The 20,209-nt window shown below is 40.0% G+C and carries 17 protein-coding genes, 1 pseudogene and 1 riboswitch; of the genes and pseudogenes, 14 read left to right on the forward strand and 4 right to left on the reverse strand.

Annotated features, from left to right (window positions below; genetic code table 11):
• The first annotated feature begins 243 nt into the window (after positions 1 to 243).
• From Gferi_RS19250 to Gferi_RS19290, 10 genes are all read left to right on the forward strand, one after another.
• Entirely contained in the window at positions 244 to 1,563 is a 1,320-nt protein-coding gene (locus Gferi_RS19250; protein WP_069979355.1) for an ABC transporter substrate-binding protein, read from the forward strand.
• Between the two features lie 72 nt (positions 1,564 to 1,635).
• Positions 1,636 to 2,586 carry a carbohydrate ABC transporter permease gene (locus Gferi_RS19255; protein WP_083273643.1) on the forward strand — a complete coding sequence of 317 codons (951 nt, stop codon included), beginning with the start codon at positions 1,636 to 1,638 and terminating at the stop codon, positions 2,584 to 2,586.
• Entirely contained in the window at positions 2,576 to 3,403 is an 828-nt protein-coding gene (locus tag Gferi_RS19260) for a carbohydrate ABC transporter permease (protein WP_069979360.1), read from the forward strand. Before Gferi_RS19255 ends, Gferi_RS19260 begins: the two co-directional genes overlap by 11 nt.
• Positions 3,404 to 3,413: 10 nt before the next feature.
• Positions 3,414 to 4,508 (forward strand): ABC transporter ATP-binding protein, encoded by a 1,095-nt coding sequence (locus Gferi_RS19265; RefSeq protein ID WP_069979362.1) that lies wholly within the window; start codon positions 3,414 to 3,416, stop codon positions 4,506 to 4,508.
• Positions 4,505 to 5,329 carry a sugar phosphate isomerase/epimerase family protein gene (locus Gferi_RS19270; RefSeq protein ID WP_069979364.1) on the forward strand — a complete coding sequence of 275 codons (825 nt, stop codon included), beginning with the start codon at positions 4,505 to 4,507 and terminating at the stop codon, positions 5,327 to 5,329. The genes Gferi_RS19265 and Gferi_RS19270 overlap by 4 nt, the downstream gene beginning before the upstream one ends.
• A gap of 117 nt (positions 5,330 to 5,446) precedes the next feature.
• Complete coding sequence (locus Gferi_RS19275; protein ID WP_069979366.1) at positions 5,447 to 5,995, forward strand: helix-turn-helix domain-containing protein; 549 nt, start codon at positions 5,447 to 5,449, stop codon at positions 5,993 to 5,995.
• A 113-nt stretch (positions 5,996 to 6,108) separates the two neighbouring features.
• Positions 6,109 to 8,478 carry a glycyl radical protein gene (locus Gferi_RS19280; RefSeq protein WP_069979368.1) on the forward strand — a complete coding sequence of 790 codons (2,370 nt, stop codon included), beginning with the start codon at positions 6,109 to 6,111 and terminating at the stop codon, positions 8,476 to 8,478.
• Between the two features lie 71 nt (positions 8,479 to 8,549).
• Positions 8,550 to 9,455 carry a glycyl-radical enzyme activating protein gene (locus Gferi_RS19285; protein WP_069979370.1) on the forward strand — a complete coding sequence of 302 codons (906 nt, stop codon included), beginning with the start codon at positions 8,550 to 8,552 and terminating at the stop codon, positions 9,453 to 9,455.
• 230 nt (positions 9,456 to 9,685) lie between these two features.
• Positions 9,686 to 10,042 carry a carbohydrate-binding domain-containing protein gene (locus Gferi_RS28860; RefSeq protein WP_236932626.1) on the forward strand — a complete coding sequence of 119 codons (357 nt, stop codon included), beginning with the start codon at positions 9,686 to 9,688 and terminating at the stop codon, positions 10,040 to 10,042.
• Positions 10,043 to 11,653, forward strand: coding sequence for a carbohydrate-binding domain-containing protein (locus tag Gferi_RS19290; protein ID WP_257785997.1), 1,611 nt, complete (start codon positions 10,043 to 10,045; stop codon positions 11,651 to 11,653). It begins immediately after the preceding gene.
• Positions 11,654 to 11,722: 69 nt separating this feature from the next.
• Here the strand turns inward: Gferi_RS19290 and Gferi_RS19295 are convergent, their stop codons facing one another.
• On the reverse strand, positions 11,723 to 12,391 hold the full coding sequence (locus Gferi_RS19295; RefSeq protein WP_069979372.1) for a phenylalanine--tRNA ligase beta subunit-related protein: 669 nt from the start codon (positions 12,389 to 12,391) through the stop codon (positions 11,723 to 11,725).
• Between the two features lie 135 nt (positions 12,392 to 12,526).
• Between Gferi_RS19295 and pdxR the strand changes: the two genes are divergently transcribed.
• Positions 12,527 to 13,933, forward strand: coding sequence for a MocR-like pyridoxine biosynthesis transcription factor PdxR (pdxR, locus tag Gferi_RS19300; protein WP_069979375.1), 1,407 nt, complete (start codon positions 12,527 to 12,529; stop codon positions 13,931 to 13,933).
• 65 nt (positions 13,934 to 13,998) lie between these two features.
• Here the strand turns inward: pdxR and Gferi_RS29520 are convergent.
• Positions 13,999 to 14,139, reverse strand: a pseudogene (locus Gferi_RS29520) (transposase zinc-binding domain-containing protein); the annotation flags it as partial.
• Positions 14,140 to 14,162: 23 nt separating this feature from the next.
• Positions 14,163 to 14,624, reverse strand: a complete 462-nt coding sequence (locus tag Gferi_RS19305; protein WP_069979376.1) for a tyrosine-type recombinase/integrase — start codon at positions 14,622 to 14,624, stop codon at positions 14,163 to 14,165.
• Between the two features lie 566 nt (positions 14,625 to 15,190).
• Between Gferi_RS19305 and Gferi_RS19315 the strand changes: the two genes are divergently transcribed.
• The 3 genes from Gferi_RS19315 (at position 15,191) to Gferi_RS19325 (ending at position 19,025) form a co-directional block, all read left to right on the forward strand.
• Complete coding sequence (locus Gferi_RS19315) at positions 15,191 to 16,381, forward strand: M20 metallopeptidase family protein (protein ID WP_069979380.1); 1,191 nt, start codon at positions 15,191 to 15,193, stop codon at positions 16,379 to 16,381.
• A gap of 68 nt (positions 16,382 to 16,449) precedes the next feature.
• Positions 16,450 to 17,994 (forward strand): AbgT family transporter, encoded by a 1,545-nt coding sequence (locus Gferi_RS19320; protein WP_069979382.1) that lies wholly within the window; start codon positions 16,450 to 16,452, stop codon positions 17,992 to 17,994.
• A 348-nt stretch (positions 17,995 to 18,342) separates the two neighbouring features.
• Positions 18,343 to 18,443: riboswitch (THF riboswitch) on the forward strand.
• 57 nt (positions 18,444 to 18,500) lie between these two features.
• A complete protein-coding gene (locus Gferi_RS19325; RefSeq protein ID WP_069979393.1) occupies positions 18,501 to 19,025 on the forward strand; it encodes a folate family ECF transporter S component in 525 nt (174 codons plus the stop codon).
• Positions 19,026 to 19,242: 217 nt separating this feature from the next.
• On the opposite strand, the gene Gferi_RS19330 is transcribed toward Gferi_RS19325, so the two are convergent.
• Positions 19,243 to 19,845: a TetR/AcrR family transcriptional regulator gene (locus Gferi_RS19330; RefSeq protein ID WP_069979395.1), complete on the reverse strand. Its 603-nt coding sequence runs from the start codon at positions 19,843 to 19,845 to the stop codon at positions 19,243 to 19,245.
• Between the last annotated feature and the right edge of the window lie 364 nt (positions 19,846 to 20,209).

Raw genomic sequence — 20,209 nt, forward strand, 5'->3', positions numbered from 1 at the left:
ATAAGCATGCATGGTTAGTGGTGGAGATTTGAGAAAACCGTTAGTCATCTTCTTTAATAAAACATACTTGTAAAGTGTATGAATTATAAACTCTGTTACAAAGAAAGAGGGTGTTCTATCGTTTATTCAGTCTTCATTTTTTTTGCTGCTGTTTTATTAAAAATTAAAGAAGCTTTACAGGTGAGTAAACAGGAAGATTAACCATAAAAAAATAAAAAATAGATTTACTTAGGGGGAGAGAAAATGAAAAAAAACATTCTAAAAGCAGCTTCACTAACGACTATGCTTGCATTGTTCCTGGCAGGATGTGGAACGGCTGTACCCGGTTCCCAGGCAGATGGAGGACAATCTGCGGCAAAAACTGAAAAGATCCGGATTGAATACTGGCATCCCAATGCAGAAACCCAAGGGGGACAAACGGTAGAAAAATTGGTAAATGATTTTAATGCACAAAGCGAAACCGTAGAGGTTGTGGCCAGATTTAATCCGGATATGTATAAGGGATTGCTGCAAAACCTGCAGGCGGAGGTTGCAACGGGAAAATCTCCAGCGGTCGTGCAAGTTGGCTGGGCATTTTTGGACTATTTCTCCAATAATTTTGATTATACACCACCCCAGGAAATTATCGATACCTATTTTCCGGAGGACAAGAATTTTATAAAGGATAACTTCTTGCCCAATATACTGGACCTTGCAAAAAATAAGGAAAACATCCAGGTGGGTATCCCCTATTCCCTGAGTACTCCAGTGCTTTATATCAATAGAGATATCTTAAGGGAAGCAGGCTTAGACGAAAATGGCCCTAAGACCTGGGAAGAACTTGTAGCTTTCGCAAATACAATCAAAGAAAAAACAGGCAAGTACGGTTTCTATATGCAAGAACCGGCAGATAACTGGGCAACCCAGGCGCTATTAGAAAGCAACGGTGCCAGAATGATGACCGACGGAAAGGCGAGCTTTGCCTCTGAAGAAGGCATTCAGGCCTATGAAGCCTATGCAGATATGGTGGTAAAAACAAAATCTGCATTACATATTTCTTGGGGTGAAGGGGTTCAATCCTTTATTGACGGCAACGTGGGCATGCTTTTTACAACCATCGCCCAAAGAGCAAATGTTCAAAAAGGCGCTGCCTTTGATGTTGCAGCCATTAACGCTCCTTCATGGCAAGGAAAACCAAAGCGCCTGCCTGCGGGGGGCTGCTTCCTGGCCATAACGGCCCAAACAGAAGAGGAGAAAAAAGCCGCTTGGGAATTTGAAAGATATTTATATAGCATCGAGTCTATCGCCGAATGGACAAAGGGTACGGGGTACGTACCGCCAAGAAAAGATGTAGCAACAGCAGAGAATGGGTTAAAGCAATTCTTAGAAGAAAACAAAATGATGGCAGCAGCCACCACACAAATGGATGGGGTTGTATCCTGGACCTCATTTCCAGGGGATGCAGGTCTTCAAGCAGAACAAGTATTGCTGGATACCAGGGATCAAATCCTGGGTGGTAAAGTATCTGCTAGAGACGGATTGGTAGCAGCTCAAGAAAAAATCAATCAACTACTCAGTCAATAGTTGCCAACAGATTCATTGTAAAAGGCAGAGTTCCCCTCTGTCTTTTACAATACTTAAAGGGGGCGTATATATATGGAAAGCAGAGAAGAAATACTGCTATACAGAAAAAAAGAAAGGGTCCAGAAAGCAAAAATACTAGATTTTCGGACCAAAGAAAAAATAATTGCATACCTGTTTATTTTGCCATCCTTCACAGTTTTTTCCCTATTTATGTTTTGGCCTTTGCTAAGAACCATTTACTTAAGCTTTTTTTCATGGAATATGATTAAACCCACCAAGACATTTGTAGGGTTTGATAATTATGCTGCTTTATTCAAAGATCCCCTTACCTATAAGGTTATGGGGAATACATTGGCCTATATACTGATTCTGCTCATAGTAAACTGCGTTGCACCCTACATATTATCCTTTATTCTCTCTGCGGTGATCAAAAGGGGGAAAGAATTTTACAAAAGTGTGATTTTTTTACCCAGTGTAATCTCCTTAGTCGTAGGGTCCATTCTATACTTATGGATTCTGAATCCTATTTCAGGGCCTTTGGCAATCATTGCGAAGATGCTGGGGATAACCCTGCCCATATGGAGTAAAACAGAGGGGCTTGTCATTGTAGTATTGAGTATCATAACAAGCTGGAAGATCTTTGGCTATAACTTTATTGTTATCCTTGCAGGGGTGTCAGGGGTATCCAGTGAGGTGATTGAGGCTGCAAAGCTGGATCATGTACCCTTGCATAGAATATTTCTTGATATTGTACTGCCTATGAGCAGTGCAACGGGAATTTATGTTTTCGTTATGACCATTGTGCAGGGCCTTCAATACGTATTTACCCCTATCAAGGTGATTACCCAGGGAGGGCCAGATAATGGCAGCTCCAATGCCATTTATAATGCTTATCAGGAGGCCTTTGTACTATACCGGACGGGTACGGCATCGGCCTTTGCCATTGTGACCATGGGACTATTTGTCCTGTTGCTTATTTTAGAATTTAAGTTTGTGGAAAGGGGCGTGTACTATGAAAATTAGATGTACAGCGGAGCTCAAGTGGCATGTGATGCTGGGCCTGTTTGTGGCTCTTTCCCTTTTTCCCATTGTCTTTGCCATATCCAGTTCCTTTAAAGACTTGAATGAAGCCTATCAGCATGCCTTTGGGTTAATTCCCCGTAATCCTACCCTAGGTAATTATATGCAGGTATTTACAAGGCTGCCCTTTTTGCAAATCACAGGCAATACCTTTTTTATTGCAGCCTCTGTAACCCTGTTTAAAACCATAACAGCTATTTTTGCTGCCTATGCCTTTGTATATTTTGATTTTAAATATAAAAACATTTTATATTTTGTCCTCATCAGCACGATTTTTATCCCATTTACCGTAACCATGATACCCAATTACCTGACCATTTCAAAGCTGGGTTTCAGCGATAAATTATTGGGGGTTATTTTACCCCAGCTCAGTGATGCCACAGGAATTTTTCTCATTCGGCAGGCGATGCGGACCATCCCACCCTCTTTGATAGAAGTAGCAAAATTAGAAAAGACGGGTCATTTTAAAACTTTAAAAGATATTGTCGTACCGCTGGTAAAACCGGCTGTGATTTCTTCAGCCATCCTATTTTTTATTAACGCATGGAATGAATATGTATGGCCTGTATTGATCCTAAAATCAAAAGAAAAATTTACCCTGCCCCTAGCCTTGCAGTTGTTTATCAGTGCAGAAGGAGGAACAGACTTTACCATTGCCATGGCCGTGTCGGTTATGACGATGATCATACCATTGACCTTATATATTATTTTTCAAAAGTATATTATCAACACCTTTGCATCATCAGGAATAAAAGGGTAGGAGGACTGGAATGAAAGAAATTGTCTTTGAAAATGTATGCAAACACTATGGTAAAAACCTGGTCGTCAATCATTTAAATCTGACCATAAGAGCGGGAGAACGGCTAATACTGTTGGGTCCATCGGGCTGCGGCAAATCAACAACCCTTAGAATTATTTCAGGCTTGGAAAATATAAGCTCCGGAAAACTTTATATGGGCGGAAAATGCGTCAACGATGTGCCCAGTGGCGACAGAAATATCGCCATGGTATTTCAAAATTATGCACTCTTTCCCCATATGACCGTAGAAGAGAATATCACCTATGGCTTGAAGGTCCATAAGGTACCGAAAGGGGATATTGAAGAAAGGCTAAAATCTGCTTTACAGATGCTTCGTTTGGAAGGGTTGGAGAAACGGAAGCCTAAAGAATTATCGGGAGGCCAGCGTCAAAGAGTAGCCCTTGCCCGTGCTGTAGTCAAAAGAAGTGACTTTTTTTTACTGGATGAACCTTTATCCAATCTGGATGCACAGCTAAGAGGTCATGCGCGAAAAGAACTGGTTAAAATTCATGAAATGTACCGCCAGACATTTGTATATGTTACCCATGATCAGGTAGAAGCGATGACGATTGGGGACAGAGTGGCCTTAATGAATAAAGGGGTTTTGCAAATGGTGGATACACCGGATAATGTATACAACAGGCCAGCCAATGTATTCACCGCTAAATTTATTGGTGCTCCGGCTGCCAATGTATTGGATGCGGATTACTGGGAAAATGGTCTTATTGTAGGAAAACAAAAACTATTGCTGCCGGAAATGTGGATAGAGCAAGTGAAGAAAAGCAGATCAAATGAATTTGCCTTCGGTATAAGGCCGGAACACATCCAGTTAAGCAAGGCCCCTATAGCAAATGCTTTTAAGGGACGGGTAAAGTATATTGAAAACTATGGAAACCGGTTTGGCATCTATTTTGAAATAGAAGGCAATGAAATTATCGCCATGGCTGATGAAAATGATCTAAGCGCCAATGATACGGTATATTTTCAGCCGGACTTTGCAAAAATTCATTTATTTGATCGAAGCACCACAAATTCAATCGGATATCCAAAGGAGCTGATAGGATGAACATTTATATTAGTACCAATTTATACCCGGCCAACGAGCTGGAGCAGATTTTTCAGTTGATGGAAAGAATTCAGGATGAGGCTGTAGGCATAGAGCTTTTTCCAGAGTGGCATGACAGCCGGTTTGCAGACACCCTCAGCAAAAATTTAGACCGGTTTAAAGCATATCCTTCTGCCCTTCATGGGCCCTATTATTACACAGAACACGCAAAGAAAAAGGGGTGTACAGAATACGAGACTGCAAAGGCCTATTTTATAAAAACCCTTGAGCTGGCAAAAGAATTAAACAGCAAATACATTGTGTATCATCATAACAACTGCCCGGTAAATCCTGAAAATAGAGATGAAATACTAAAGAATTCAGTGGAAAATCTGCTGGAGTTAGATGCATTGGCAAAGGATTATCATGTGGCGATTGTGGTAGAAAATGCCGGTGTTCTTTCCAGGGGCAATATGCTCTTTGATGAAAGTCAATTTATTGAGCTGGCAAAAAATATGGATAACCGGATATTGATCGATATTGGCCATGCCTTTGCAAACAACTGGAATTTAGATTATGTGATCAGTGCATTAAAAGATAAAATAGTATCCTATCATCTTCATAACAATGATGGTGTAGAAGATCACCATAACCGGATAAGAGACGGAAAATTCAACATCAATGATTTTTTCGAAAGCTATAAAAAATATACACCGAAGGCAGATTTAGTGATTGAATATGGTAAGGGCTGCAGAGAAGATATGGAGGGTATCTTAAAAGATGTTTATGAAATAAGAGAGACACTGGGATTGCCAAATCTGTGCAAGGGGAGCTTGACATAGATGAAATAAATATTGACATGAAATGATCCAGGTGGTATGCTAATGGCAAGATATGTTATAACGCATACTGTGCAGTATAGCAGATGGAAAAAAAGTATTAAGTGAGGCGGATATAAATTGAATGACCCAACATTGAATATAGGTTCTGTATTGAAAAGGGTGCGCTTTGAAAGAGGATTGACTTTAGAGGAGACGGCGAATCTAACCGGAGTGAGTAAAGCCATGCTGGGTCAAATCGAAAGAGGTGAATCCAATCCTACCATATCAACCTTGTGGAAGATTTCTACAGGTTTGCGGATTTCATTCTCTGAGTTGTTAGGCAGTGACACCAATCGTTATGAAGCAATATCCATAGACGATCTGGATCCGGTATATGAATCCGATGGAAAAATGATATTGTATAACGTATTTCCTTTCGGTCCAATGGCAGGCTTTGAGTATTTTTATATTCAATTAATTCCCGGTGCGATACATGTTTCTACACCCCATCAAAACTCAACGGAAGAATATATTGTGGTAACCAAAGGGACCTTGGTGCTGACAGTAGAAGACCAGACCTTTGAACTTGCTGCACCATCGGCCTTAAAATTCAAGTCCAATAAAAATCATACCTATAGTAATCCATACGACACCGAAGTCATATTCCAAAATATCGTTAAATACTAAAATGAATCCAGCATATTGCCAGCCATATAGGCTGGATTTATTTTAAGAATGTTGGATGTTATAACGCACAACATATACTAAAACATAATACATGAAAACGAAGGGGGATATTTATGCTTACAGAAAAAATTGAACGGGCAAGACAAAATTATATCCATGCAAAACCGGCAATTTCCTACGAAAGAGCAAGGATTTGGACGAAATCCCATAAGCAGACGGAAGGGGAATCTGTTGCCATAAGAAGAGCCAAGGCATTCAGGGATACCTGTGAACAGATTGAGGTATCTATTTTTGAGGGAGAGTTCATCGTGGGTGCTATTGGCGAATTCAGAAAATGCGGCATCCTGACACCGGAGTTCTCCTGGACCTGGGTAGACAGGGAAATGGACCATTTCGATAAAAGAGTTCAAGATCCATATGTTATGACCGATGAACAAAGAGCCTTTGTCCGAAAAAATATATTTCCCTACTGGAAGGGAAAATCCTTAGAAGAAGCATTTTTAGCCCAGTTGCCGAAAGAGACTGCAAAGATTGCGGTGGATACCGGTATTATTGATAATGATTCAAAATGGAGGCAGGCTGTTGGGGAGATCACCCCTGATTATCAGGATGTGCTGTTTAAAAAGGGGTTTGGCGGGATTATCCGGGAAGCCAGAAAAAATATTGCCAAGCTTTCCCTTACCGCTGCGGAGGATATAAAAAAGCAGGAATTTTATCATTCAATCATCATTACCTCAGAAGGAATCATTACCCTAGCAAACCGATATGCCGCAAAGGCCAGAGAGATGGCAGCCGGAGAAAAGGACGCGACCAGAAAAAGTGAATTGCTAAAAATCGCTGAAATATGCAGTAAAGTACCGGAAAATCCACCCACCACTTTTTACGAAGCCATTCAGTTTATTTGGTTTACACAAGTTGGCGGAATTCTGTCAGAAAATCCCCTGGCCTTAAATGTGGGCAGGTTTGACCAATTTATGTATCCTTACTATAAAGCGGATATGGATAAGGGAGTGATGACAAAGGATCAAATCCAAGAGCTTATTGAAGCACTTTGGATAAAGCTGTCCGAGTGGGTTTGGACAATCTCCGCAAATACTGCTGAATTTTTTGCCGGATACAACCAGTTTCAAAACCTGACCGTGGGAGGGAAAACCAGGGAAGGAAAAGACGCTGCCAATGATCTTTCCTATATGTGTTTGAAAGCCACTGAAAGGGTAAAAACCCACCAACCAGGTCTGAGCGTTAGGATTCATCAGGATTGTCCCAGCAGCTTTTTGGATGCGGTTACCCATCTGGTGAGTAAGGGCACCGGATTTCCGGCTATTCATAATGATACTGCCGGCTATCAAATGCTGATCAATGCAGGCTATGAGCCGGAAGATGCCAGAGACTGGAACAATTGCGGCTGTGTAGTGCCCCATTTCCGCAAAACCGGAGAATGGACTTCCGCAGTGAATATCAATTTTACTGCAGCATTGGAATTTGCGCTAAACCAAGGCAAAAGCCGGATAACAAGTGAAAAAATAGGGCTGGATGAAAAAAATCCTGCTGCCTTTGAATCCTATGAGGACGTTGAAGAAGCCTTTTACAAGCAATTTGACAACTTAATAGAGCATTCCGTTATAGCCACTTTATTGGCGCAAAAACTTCATAAGGAAATGGTTCCAAGGCCCTTTTTATCCTCTTGCATAGAAGATTGTATGATAAAGGGCAAAGATTTGGTAGATGCCGGTGCAAAATACAACCTGGGACCGGTGCTTACAGGGATCGGCCTTGCGGTTACCTCGAACTCCCTGGCGGTCATCAAAAAACTTGTTTTTGAAGATAAGGTCACTACCATGGAAACACTGATAAAGGCGCTGGATGCAAATTGGGAGGGCTATGAAGCATTGAGACAGTTGGCCATTGCAGTTCCCAAATATGGGAATGACATGGATTATGTAGATGATATTGCGGTTAAAATGGCAAATCACTATTACAAAGAAGGGCACAAATATAAGGACATCAATGGCAATCCTTTTAACACGGCTTTCATGGGAATTTCCAACTACCTGCCAACGGGTAAGGTGGTTGGGGCTACCCCATGCGGAAGAAAAGCCAGAGAACCATTGTCTGAAGGGGTATCCCCCTTTGCAGGTTCTGATACCTCCACCCCATTGGCAGCCATGCGTTCAGCCGCAAAACTCAATCAGGATGTACACTCCGGCGGAACCTTATTAAACTTACGGCTGAATGAAGACTTAGTAAATACAAAAAGAGGGCAGAGCAACTTAGGGGCGATGATTCAATCCTTCTTTTCCCTAGGTGCATTCCATGTTCAGTTTAATACCATATCCACGGAGACATTGCGCAAAGCACAACAGAATCCTGAAGATTATAAAGATTTGTTGGTTCGTGTTGCCGGATACAGTACACAATTTGTGAATCTGTCCAGATCCATGCAAGACGCCATCATTGCAAGAACGGCTCACGAAAACTATTAACATTGGCGGAAAGGCATAGTCTTAGAAGGCTGTGCCTTTCCAATATCGATGATCAGCCAGGAGGCCTTTAGATGAAGCCTATAAGCGGATATTTTATGGAACCACAAAATTTTTCTGTGAATGATGGAAATGGAATCAGAACAATTATTTTTTTTGCAGGCTGTCCGCTCCGGTGCCACTGGTGTTCCAATCCGGAGGGGTATACGGATGAAAATAAAGTTGCACATTATGAAAAGACCTGCATTGCATGTGGAAGGTGTGCGCAGGGATGCCCAAATGGGGTAGGTATTGATTTAAACAATTCCGGTGAACGGAGCCGGTGCAAGTCCTGTGGACGCTGTGTAAAGGCATGTCCAACGAAAAGCAGGAAGAATTTGATTTACCGCTATACCAGTGAAGACATGCTAAAAATAATAGAAAAGCAAAGAATATTTTACAGATATTCCGGCGGCGGGGTTACCTTTTCCGGCGGAGAAGCAACCCTTCAGAAGGATATGCTGAGGGACCTTGTGTATAAGTTCTATGATCAAGCTGTAGATTTAGCCATTGAAACATCCGGGTACTTTGATTTTGATGATGTGAAGGACATTTTGGAAAAGTTAAATCTCATATTTGTAGACATAAAACATATGGAGGATCATAAACACAGATTTTATACAGGTGTTGGAAATGAAAAGATATTAGAGAATATATCCCGGCTCAAGACCTTAAAAATACCCGTGGTCGTACGGATACCGGTGATTGAGGGGGTAAATTCGGACATCGATAATATTCGGAAAACAGCTGAATTTGTGAAAAGAAATGTAGATGCACCGAAAATAGAATTATTGTCCTATCATTCATTTGGGGACAGCAAATATGAAGCCCTTGGTTTGAGAAAGCCCTCCAGGCAGTTTAAACGGCCTTCACCGGAACACATAAGGGAACTATGCAAAGCAGTTAAAAATGAAGGAGTCGAAGTAGTTCGTTATAAGTAGAAAACAAAGTGAATATTTTCAATCCTCTTGTATTGTGATCATGACTGTATGGAATTGTCTTCAGCAAGCCTGATTTTGCCCCTTAAGGGGGCTTTTTTTTGCAAAAATTAACCCCTTTGACGAGAAATATTTTAATATAAAATATTAAATTTTAAGATTCGTTTAAGGTTTCGGTTATAGAATAAAAACATAAATACAAGAAGATGAGTCATCAAAAGGAGGATGTTGTTGTGAATCAAAAATTTACCCGTTCAAAATTTTTGGTAATGCTTTTGTGTGTAGCTTTTCTGGCTTCCTGCGGAACAAACTCTGCACTGGAGCCCAATATTGTTGCCCAGGAGGCAGAGAAAGCCGAAGCCAATTCAAATACTCAGGACCATACAAATAGCGGTACGGTTACAGCAGATCAGATTACCTACGACCAGAATGATGCCTATAGTGACTGGAAAAGTGAAAATCCAAATTATATTGAATTAAAGGGAAGTACAGCCAGTATAAAAGGTTCAGGTGCTTCCGTAAAGGATAATGTGATTACTATTACAGCAGCAGGAGTCTATGTCATCAGCGGCAAACTGGACAATGGCTAGATTGTCGTTGAGGTTGCCAATAAAGGGATCGTTAAACTGGTTTTAAACGAGATGCAAATCCATAATAAGGATAGTGCACCGATTTACGTGAAAAAGGCAGGAAAAGCAATTATCTCTTTGCAGGATGGAACTGAGAATATGGTAACCGACGGAGAAAATTATATTTTTTCTGAGGCTTCAGAGGATGAGCCCAATGCCGCAATTTTTAGCAAAGCGGACCTTACTATAAACGGAACAGGGACCCTAAGGGTTAAGGGAAATTATAACAATGGAATTTCCAGTAAGGACGATTTAAAAATCCTAGGAGGAAATATCCATATTGCTTCAGCCGATGATGGTTTAATGGGAAGAGACAAAGTATTGGTTAAAGAGGGAAATATAAGGATAGAAGCTGGAGGAGACGGAATCAAATCTACCAATGATACGGATCCCCTAAAGGGGTTTATAGCTATAGAAGCAGGTCGTTTTGATATAACGGCCGGAGCTGATGCAATACAGGCCAAAACATCGGTACTGATCACCGGCGGAGATTTTGATATTGTTTCTGGCGGCGGCAGTGCAAATGCCAGTGAGAAAGCTGGAAATATGGGAAAGCGGTCCTTTGAAAGCGTAGAAAGTCCTTTGACTGCAGAAACCGATGAAAGTGAGTCTCAAAGTACAAAAGGAATCAAAGCTTCAGCAGATATCACAATTAAAGGCGGCAAATTCAATATTGATTCTGCTGACGATGCCATTCACAGCAATAACAGTATAACAATAGCAGGAGGAGATATTTCTATCGCCTCTGGGGATGATGGCATCCATGGAGACGCGTCTATAAAAATAGAAGGTGGGAAAATCAATATTACGAAAAGCTATGAGGGTATAGAGAGTGCGCTTATATCTATCATAGACGGCGAGATTTATGTTGTATCTAAGGATGATGGAATCAACGTTGCTGGAGGAAAAGACCAATCAGCGCTGCAAGGGCGCCCGGGACAAAATAATTTCCGTTCCTCCGGCAATAACAGGCTCGATATTGATGGCGGATATGTTGTGATTGACGCTGCCGGGGATGGACTGGATGCAAACGGGTCCATTTATATGAACGCGGGGACGGTTATTGTAAATGGTCCAATGAACAACGGGAACGGCGCCCTGGATTATGACGGTGTATTTGAGATAAACGGAGGAATGCTGATAGCTGCAGGAAGCTCAGGAATGGTGCAAGCACCTTCCGAACAGTCAAAGCAGTACAGCATCAATATGATGTATTCACAAATGCAGGAGGCCGGCAGAATTGTTCATCTGCAGGACAGTAAAGGGAATACCATAGTAACTTTTGCGCCGCAGAAGAGCTATCAGTCTATTGTGATAAGTTCACCGGAACTAAAGAAAGATTCATCGTATACCCTTTATGCAGGAGGAACATCAACCGGAAATGAGAAGGATGGTTTATACACCAATGGTGCTTATCAGGGTGGAAGCAAAATCGTAGATTTTACCATTACAGATTCCGTAACATGGCTGTCGGAAGCAGGGGTAACCACCGGCAGAAATCCTATGCCTGGAGGGCCTAACAATCCAGGATTTGACGGAAACAGAAACCGGCCGGAAAAGAGAAAAGAATAAAAACAAGGGGGACAGGAAGCGTCCCCTTTAAACATATATCTATAGGACCAAGTGAAGGGTAAAAGCATCTTAGAATATATCCAAAAAATGAATTTTTGCATCAGGAGAAAAGATGGAAACATAGTAGTGGATATCCTTTAAGTGGCTGCGGATAGTATCCTCATGAATGCCACCGGGTGTATAAGCGTAGAAAATTACGTTTTTCGTATTGCCTGTAATCCGGGTTCGATGATCGGGACCGTTTAAAATACTGGAGAGAATATCTTTTTCATCTGACAGCATCATGTCATTGCCGGTAAGAAACTGCTGCTTTCCGGAGATACCTGTGAAGCTTTCACTGCCTTGTGCCAATTCCAATTTGAGAGGAAACGCTATTTTATCAAGGTCATGTCCTGCAGTTAACAGCAAATTTTTTAATTCGGCCATGAACATCGCTTCAACTAATGCAGCAACATTTGGTAATGGAGTCGATTTTAATACAACGGATTCCAGTTGAAGGAGAACCGGGTAAGTCTTTTTGAACTTTTTATAATAATTTGCATAAAAACAAATAGGTTCCGATTGAATAAATTCTTTCCTGTTGTAGTTCTGGTACTGGGCTAACAGCTGCTTTTCTACTAAAGTCTTTGTTGCATTAAATTCTGCATTTGATGGTGGGTTTTTGACATTCTTCATTATAAGAATTCCTAATTTTGCATCAGGGTAAATTTTTTTAAAATCTTCAGCGATTTTTATCAAATTATAACACTCCTTATCGATTGATTGTAAATTTGTGGCATTTATTTTATAATGTTAACACATAAAGCGTGGTTTCAGTAGGTCCACTTAAATCCAGGGACAATAGGGCCACTTTAATGAGGAGGTGTTAGCATCATGTGGTTGGCTATTGATAAGCGTATCAATACTTCACTTATAAGGCAGATTTACGGACAGATTAAATCCATGATATTAGAAGGAGAGTTGCCGGCAGGTCATAAGCTTCCATCAACCAGATGGCTTTCTGAAGATTTGAAAGTATCCAGGAATGTTGTATTGGAAGCCTATGCCCAGCTTGAGGCAGAAGGATATATTGAAAGCAGACGGGGTTCCGGTACAATGGTAGCAGAAGGTCTTTATTTTAGGAGAAGTGAGGCGAAAGTAGAAAAACGTCTCTCCAGTACTGGTTATAAAGAGGAGGACAGCGGGTTGATTGACTTCCGTTCAGGGATTCCTGCCCTTGATCTGTTTCCTCAAAAAGAGTGGGGAAGGTTGTTCCATAAGATATGCAGTCAGGTATCTTATTCAGCTTTTAGATATGGTGATTCCGAAGGAATTATGGAATTAAGAGAAGCGCTTTCGGATTATCTGTTCAGAGTCAGGGGGATCCGCTGCAGTCCGGAACAGATAATGATTACTTCCGGCTCTACCCAGGGATTGTCTTTAATATCAAAGCTGTTATACAATCCTGATATAGAAATTATTGTGGAGGACCCTGTTCATTATGGCTTACTCAATGTTATCGCATCTTATGGGTATTCCATAAAACCGATTCCAGTTGATTACAAGGGGATAAGAACAGATATGCTTAAAACAGACAATGATGTGGGATTTGTTTATGTGACACCCTCTCATCAGTTTCCACTGGGTGGCGTACTGCCTATTCAGAGGCGTATTGAGCTTATTCGGTTTGCAGAAGAAAAAGACTGCTATATTGTTGAAGACGATTATGACAGCGAGTTTCGTTATGAGGGTCAGCCAATAAGTTCCCTTTATGAATTGGAACCCAATCGGGTAATTTATGTGGGTTCTTTCAGCAAAATTCTGGCACCTGCCCTTAGACTGGGGTATGTGATATTGCCCGATGTATTGATACCCAAGTACTTGAGGTTAAAAAAGTATACCGATGTACATACGGAATCTTTATCACAGCTTGTGCTTGCGCAATTTATTCATGATGGAAAGCTTGAAAAACATATTTGGAAAATGAAAAAAGAATATTATAAGAAACGGCAAGCAGCAATAAACAGCTTAAATAGTAATTTTCCAGATAAATATGTCGTAAAAGGGCATGCTGCAGGATTGCATTTGGTTGCAGAATTTCAAAATGTTTCATTTACAGAAGCGGTATTGGAAAAAATCATGCAGCAAAAGGTAAAGGTATATCCCGTGGAGAAGTATACGATCCACAAAGGCAAACATAGCAATAAACTGATTATAGGTTATGGGCATCTTAGTACTGCGGAGATTGCAGAGGGCATAAAGAGAATTAAGGAAGGAATAAGACGAGGGGGCGGTTCTTGAAGGGTTCAATCGGAAGTTTTGCCCCTAAAATAAGACCTAAACATTGGTTACTCTCTAGTGTTTAGGCATTCATAAAAATGTCCACCCAAAGCTGCAGTTCTACAGCTCATGATATCTTTTGCAGCCTTTGCTTGCTGTGCAGATGAGGTATAGCTTTGTTTGTACTGAGAATAAAATCTAAGGAATACTTCCTGTACCGTACTCACTTTATCTTACTCTACTCTAATTCTCATGGTTTTACTGCAAAAATATCACTAATTTTTAATTTGGCCACTTCGCTGACGCGCAAACCACTTCCATAAATCAACATTAAAATGGCTTTATGCTTAAGATTAGTAGTTGCCTGTAAGATTGCCAACACATCTTCTTTAGAAGGGATTAAGGGTAATTTGTGAGGCCTTTTCATTCGCGGGATCTTCTTGGCATCCCATTCTCTACCGAGTACATAGGTATAGAAAAATTTGATAGCAGAAATATAATTATTGATCGTTCCAGCACAAAGGGATCTTTCTCTCTTAAGAAAAAGAATGTATTGTTGAATATCATTTATGGTGATATCGTCCATGGATATTTGACGATCTTGTATAAACTTAATAAAGGTATTCATCCTTCTCAAATATGATTCTTTTGAAGAATCGGGTGTCCCCTTAAGTTCAAAATATAGATCGATTTGTTGTTCATAGTAATTCATGAAACTACCTCCTTCTAATTGATTTGCTATGAATCAATCAGAAGGCAGGCGGCGCTCTAGTAATAGTATAAAAGAATTGTGTCTGTATGGTTCATGATATAATCATAAAAGTGAAAAGTATGTCTCCTTTCTGTGGTTTGTTTTCTTTGGCGATTAAACAATATCACAAAAGCACATACTTTTCACTTTTTTTATATATTTTTTATGCAGTTTTTATTTTTAATAACCATCTCGGTAGCGATTTCGTTCTTCGTCTGGTAGATGTGTTTTTTATGTGCCTGAGGAACCGTCCCCTTGGCGTAGCGGATGTTTATTGCAACTTATATAGCTTCTACAATAGCATGAAAATAAACAAGGAGACGATCGAAACATCCCTGGGATTTTTGGGGGGAAATTACTTGGGGATATCGGTAAGAATGTGTAAAGAAATATTGACACAATATGTCGAAATAGTGTATCATATTCAAAACATCAAAAAGTTTGCCGTAGAAAAACATATTTCTCTATATGGCGAACAAATATTTATGATGTTTAAAATTTTTTGATTACCTAAAGGAGTGGTAGCAATGCATACAGAAAGGATTATAGAACTTTCTAAAAAGTATTACGATGAAATGGTTGAGCTGCGACATCAATTTCACATGTATCCTGAAATTGGATTTGAGGAGAAACGAACGTCAGAGACCATTGTAAAAGTATTGAAGAAATTGGGAATCGAATTTACTGCAAATGTAGCTAAAACAGGTGTAGTAGGGATAATTAAAGGAAAGTGTCCGGGAAAAACGGTTTTACTTAGAGCCGACATGGATGCTTTAGTTCTGCAGGAAGAGGCTAATGTACCTTATAAATCCCGGATCCCGGGCCGGATGCATGCTTGTGGTCATGATGGGCATACCGCCGGTCTTTTAGGGGCTGCTATGATTTTGAATGAGCTAAAGGACGAACTGAAAGGAAATATCAAATTGGTGTTTCAACCAGCGGAAGAAAATGACGGTGGAGCAAAACCCATGATTGAGGAAGGGATTTTAGAAAATCCAACGGTAGATGCAGCTTTTGGCTGTCATTTGTGGGGAGGGACTCAGGAGGGGCATATTCACGTGAAGCATGGAGCAGTCATGGCGGCTCCGGATAAGTTTACTTTTAGAATAATCGGTAAGGGAGGGCATGGGGCTATGCCACATCTGGCGGTTGATTCTATCAGTATTGCTGTACAAGCTATTAACAATATGCAGACGATTGTAAGCCGTCGTATTAACCCTCTTACTCCGGTAGTGATTTCCTTCTGTTCTATTCATGGCGGAGAAAGCCATAATATTCTCCCCAATGAAGTAGAGGTGGTCGGAACCGTTCGTATATTTGATGAAGATTTGAGACAATGGATTCCGAAAGCCATGGAAGAGATCTTAGAGGGTGTAACAAAATCTCAGGGAGCTAATTATACATTTGAATATATTGAGCGTTTCCCACCGTTGATAAATGATTATCAAATGACTGATTTAGTCAGTAAAGCCGTAGGAAAGATTGTTGGTGATGAAAGAGTATCAGAAGCACCGGAACCCAATATGGGCGGAGAGGATTTTGCTTACTTCTGTCAGAAAGTGCCTGCTTCTTTCTTCTTTGTGGGAATATCAAAGGATCTTAAAAATCCAGTATGCCACCATCACCCGGAATTCCAATGGGATGATAAAAACCTGCTAACGGTGGCCCAATCGATGGCACAGGTTGCAGTTGATTTTTTATGTGAGGATAAGCAGTAGTCTTATGGAATTGCTACACACAAGTAGACAACTTGCATGATACATAAATACAAACAAGGAGGAATTTTATGACTAATTCTGTTAAAGCACAAGAGAAGAAAAGTTGGTTTGGAAAAGTATTAACATCAATAGAGGTTGCAGGAAACAGGCTTCCTGATCCTGTAACACTATTTGTGATTTTTTGTTCCGCAATTATCCTAATCTCATGGATAGCTTCCTCTTCTGGGATATCTATTATCCACCCTGCATCCGGTGAAACGGTTACGGTTGTAAACTTAATGAGCCGGGAGGGGATGACTCGGATACTGACCGGATTTGTTTCCAATTTTCAATCCTTCCCGCCGCTAGGACTGGTATTGGTGGTTATGATTGGAGCTGGAGTTGCTGAGAAGTCAGGATTAATGCAAACAGCGATGAAAAATTCCATCAGTAAGGTTCCTGCGAATCTTGTTACAGCTACAATTGTCTTGGTGGGTATTTTGGCAAATGCTGCCGGAGACGCAGGATTTATCGTACTCCCGCCTTTAGCAGCAGTTATCTTTTTGAGTATCGGACGTCATCCGGTTGTGGGTATATTTGCTGCTTATGCAGGGGTAGCCGGCGGATTTGCCGCTAACTTGATGATTAATATGGCGGATATTTTAGCTGCCAGCTTTACGATACCGGCAGCTCAGGTGATTGACGCTAATTATCAAGGGACTCCAGCTATGAACTGGTACTTCATTATGGCTTCTACTCTCTTTTTAGTTGCAGCGGCCGTATTTGTCACAGAGAGAATTATTGCACCTCGCTTTGGGGCCTATGAGGGGGTCCTTGAAGAAGCAACGAAAGCGGAAATAAGTCTACAGGAGAGAAAGGCATTAAAATGGGCCGGAGCATCTGTACTTTTTCTTATTATTGTGCTCATATCTCTAAGTGTTGGAGAAAATGCCTTTATGAAGGATCCGGAAACCGGTTCTATCCTGGCTGCTAGCTCACCGCTGATGAAGGGGCTGGTACCGATTGTTACGCTAATATTTTTAGCTCCAGGCTTAGTGTATGGAAAAATTACCGGAAGTATTAAGAATGACAAGGAAGCGGTTACAATGATGGGGGATTCCATGCGTGATATGGGACCATATATTATCCTTGCTTTTGTAGCATCTCAATTTTTAGCATATTTTAACTGGAGTAATATTGGCGTGATCATGTCTGTAAAAGGAGCAGAATTTTTAAAAAATGCAGGTTTTACAGGAATCGGATTAATTATTGGATTCATTATTTTTTCATCTTTTATTAACATCTTTATTGGAAGTGCGTCAGCAAAATGGGCCATTATGGCACCTATATTTGTTCCAATGTTCTTGTTGTTAGGCTACAACCCGGCTTTAACACAGATGGCTTACAGAATTGGAGATTCATTGACAAATCCTTTGAGCCCATTGTTCCCGTACTTCCCAATTCTATTGGCTTTTGCCCGTAAATACGATAAGAAAGCCGGCATTGGAACAATGATTGCCAATATGCTGCCTTACTCTATTGTATTTGCAATTGTGTGGACCATATTGCTTGTTATCTTTATGATTTTCAATATTCCGCTAGGTCCTGATGCGGGTATTTATTACACCATGTAGTTATTGTATACCAATAGATTAAGATTTTGAAAGCATTGGCTAACCTTAGCCAATGCTTTCAATTTGCTTTCAATAAGACGAGGGGACGGTTCTCTTGTCTTGTGAAAAAGTCATAATAGATTACAGAAAACAAGAAACTTACTCAACTAGAGAAGAGTGAAACACATTATTTCATCTAATATGTTGCGTTTTTTTCAGAATTATATTATTGTGGTATTAGGTACTTGTTTTGAAAAAAAAGGATGGAATTTCAAAGAAAATTACATATTTGTCTAATTATTTTTCAATGATATATTTATCCGTATATGCTAAAATATTTTCATAGAAGAAAATTAAATATACGTAAAAGTCAGAGTAGGAAATAGTGCGTAAAGTGCCGGATGGATGGGAAGTTGCCGCCGGACGAAAAACCATGAAAGGTTTGCGGTACTATTTCTGCGTCCGCTGCCGCAAAAGGGCATCTTTCTCTTTATGTGGCATATCTAAGCCAGAGAGGAGGTGCTTTTATGAGGAATACAAGAAAACTGGTTTTCCTTGCTTTGTTTATCGCCTTAGAAGTTGTACTCACCCGCTTTCTATCGATTCAAACACCGATCGTAAGAATCGGGTTTACTTTTCTGCCAATAGCACTATCGTCCATGATGTTTGGTCCATGGTTTGGCGGGATAGCAGCAGCCTTGGCGGATATTTTGGGAATGATGATTTTTCCCGCAGGAGGAGCATATTTTCCAGGGTTTACCTTGACCGCTTTCCTAACGGGGTCAATCTATGGAATTTTTCTTTACAGAAAACCAAAAAACCTATTACGTATCAGTATGGCAGTTATTGTGATTTCAGTAATTATAAATTTAGGATTGGATACATTATGGCTTTGGATGATTACAGGAAAAGCCATAATGGTGTTGCTGCCCGCTAGAGTGATAAAATGTCTCATCATGATTCCCATACAGATTCCAATGATTCATGTTGTATGGCATTATACCCTAGGACGCTTAAACTTCAATTATTCAACAAGTGGAATAAATAGCTAAAATGTAAGAAAAAGTCTTGCTGTAATGCAAGGCTTTTTTGTTTGTCGTATGCCCAACATGGAACCATTAGCCTAAAACAAGGATGTCCTCTGGCTTGAGGTATACGAACTACATTGAAAGCTTAAGTCTGTAGGTGAGTTTGCATCACAAAATGAAACCCAATATCTACCTGAAGTAGATAAAGCTATTGTATAAGTCTTACTCAATTTTTAAGAGGTTATTTTGGGATTAGTAATTTTGTCAGATAGTTATCATAAAAGTTATTTAAAGAAGCAGCAAAATTCAATTTACCATCATATGCACACCATTCCATTAAAAGACCATACAGATAGGTCATAATAAATTTTGCAGTTTCTACACAATCTAAGTCTTTATTAAAGTATCCGTCCCTTTGCCCTGCCCGGATAATATTTGTTAGAACACTTCTTTGAAAAACGCTTGTAACTGCAAAATTTTTGTAATGGTTATCTAATTGGATTTTATGAAAAACCTTCACTTCATCTAGCCGGTCCAGTTGAAAGTACTCCACATAGAAATCAAATATGCAGCGAAGCTGCTCATTAGGCGGTAACGATAGGTTGCTGTTATATCGTTCCAGTATATCACCTTCAGCAATTTTAAATCTCTTTTTAAGAATATCCGCTTTAGATTTGAAATGATGATAAAATGCTCCTTTTGTCAATCCAAGCTCATTACAAATTTGATCTATTGTTACGTTATCATACCCATTCTTTTCAATTAGATAAAAAGCCTTATTCAATAAAATCTTTTTTGTATGAACTGCCTGTTCGACCCGGGACTTCTTGTTTAAACTTTCCATATCCTATCCTATCCTTTCTCTCAATATTATTAGTATAACAACAAAGTATCAGAAAATAAAGAATTGACTTAACATACTGGAGTATGTTAATGTATATACAAACATACTCCAGTATGTTAAATGATAAGGTACAAATATATATTTTACGGCTAATGGGCAGTGTGCCTTAAAACATACGGAAGTGGTGCGAATGAAAGCAGAAGTGCATGATGAACTTTTAGCTGATCCGATGAAGCTTGTACATAATATAATAAGATATTTTAAAGCAATGATTGAAAAAGCTCAATATGAACGATGCATACACTTAAGCTTTTAATAGTTTTTTATGAGCAAAATACGAAGTGTCCCTCCTAAACCGGTATGT

Source organism: Geosporobacter ferrireducens (genome assembly GCF_001750685.1).
In the GTDB taxonomy this organism is placed as follows: Bacteria; Bacillota; Clostridia; order Peptostreptococcales; family Thermotaleaceae; genus Geosporobacter; species Geosporobacter ferrireducens.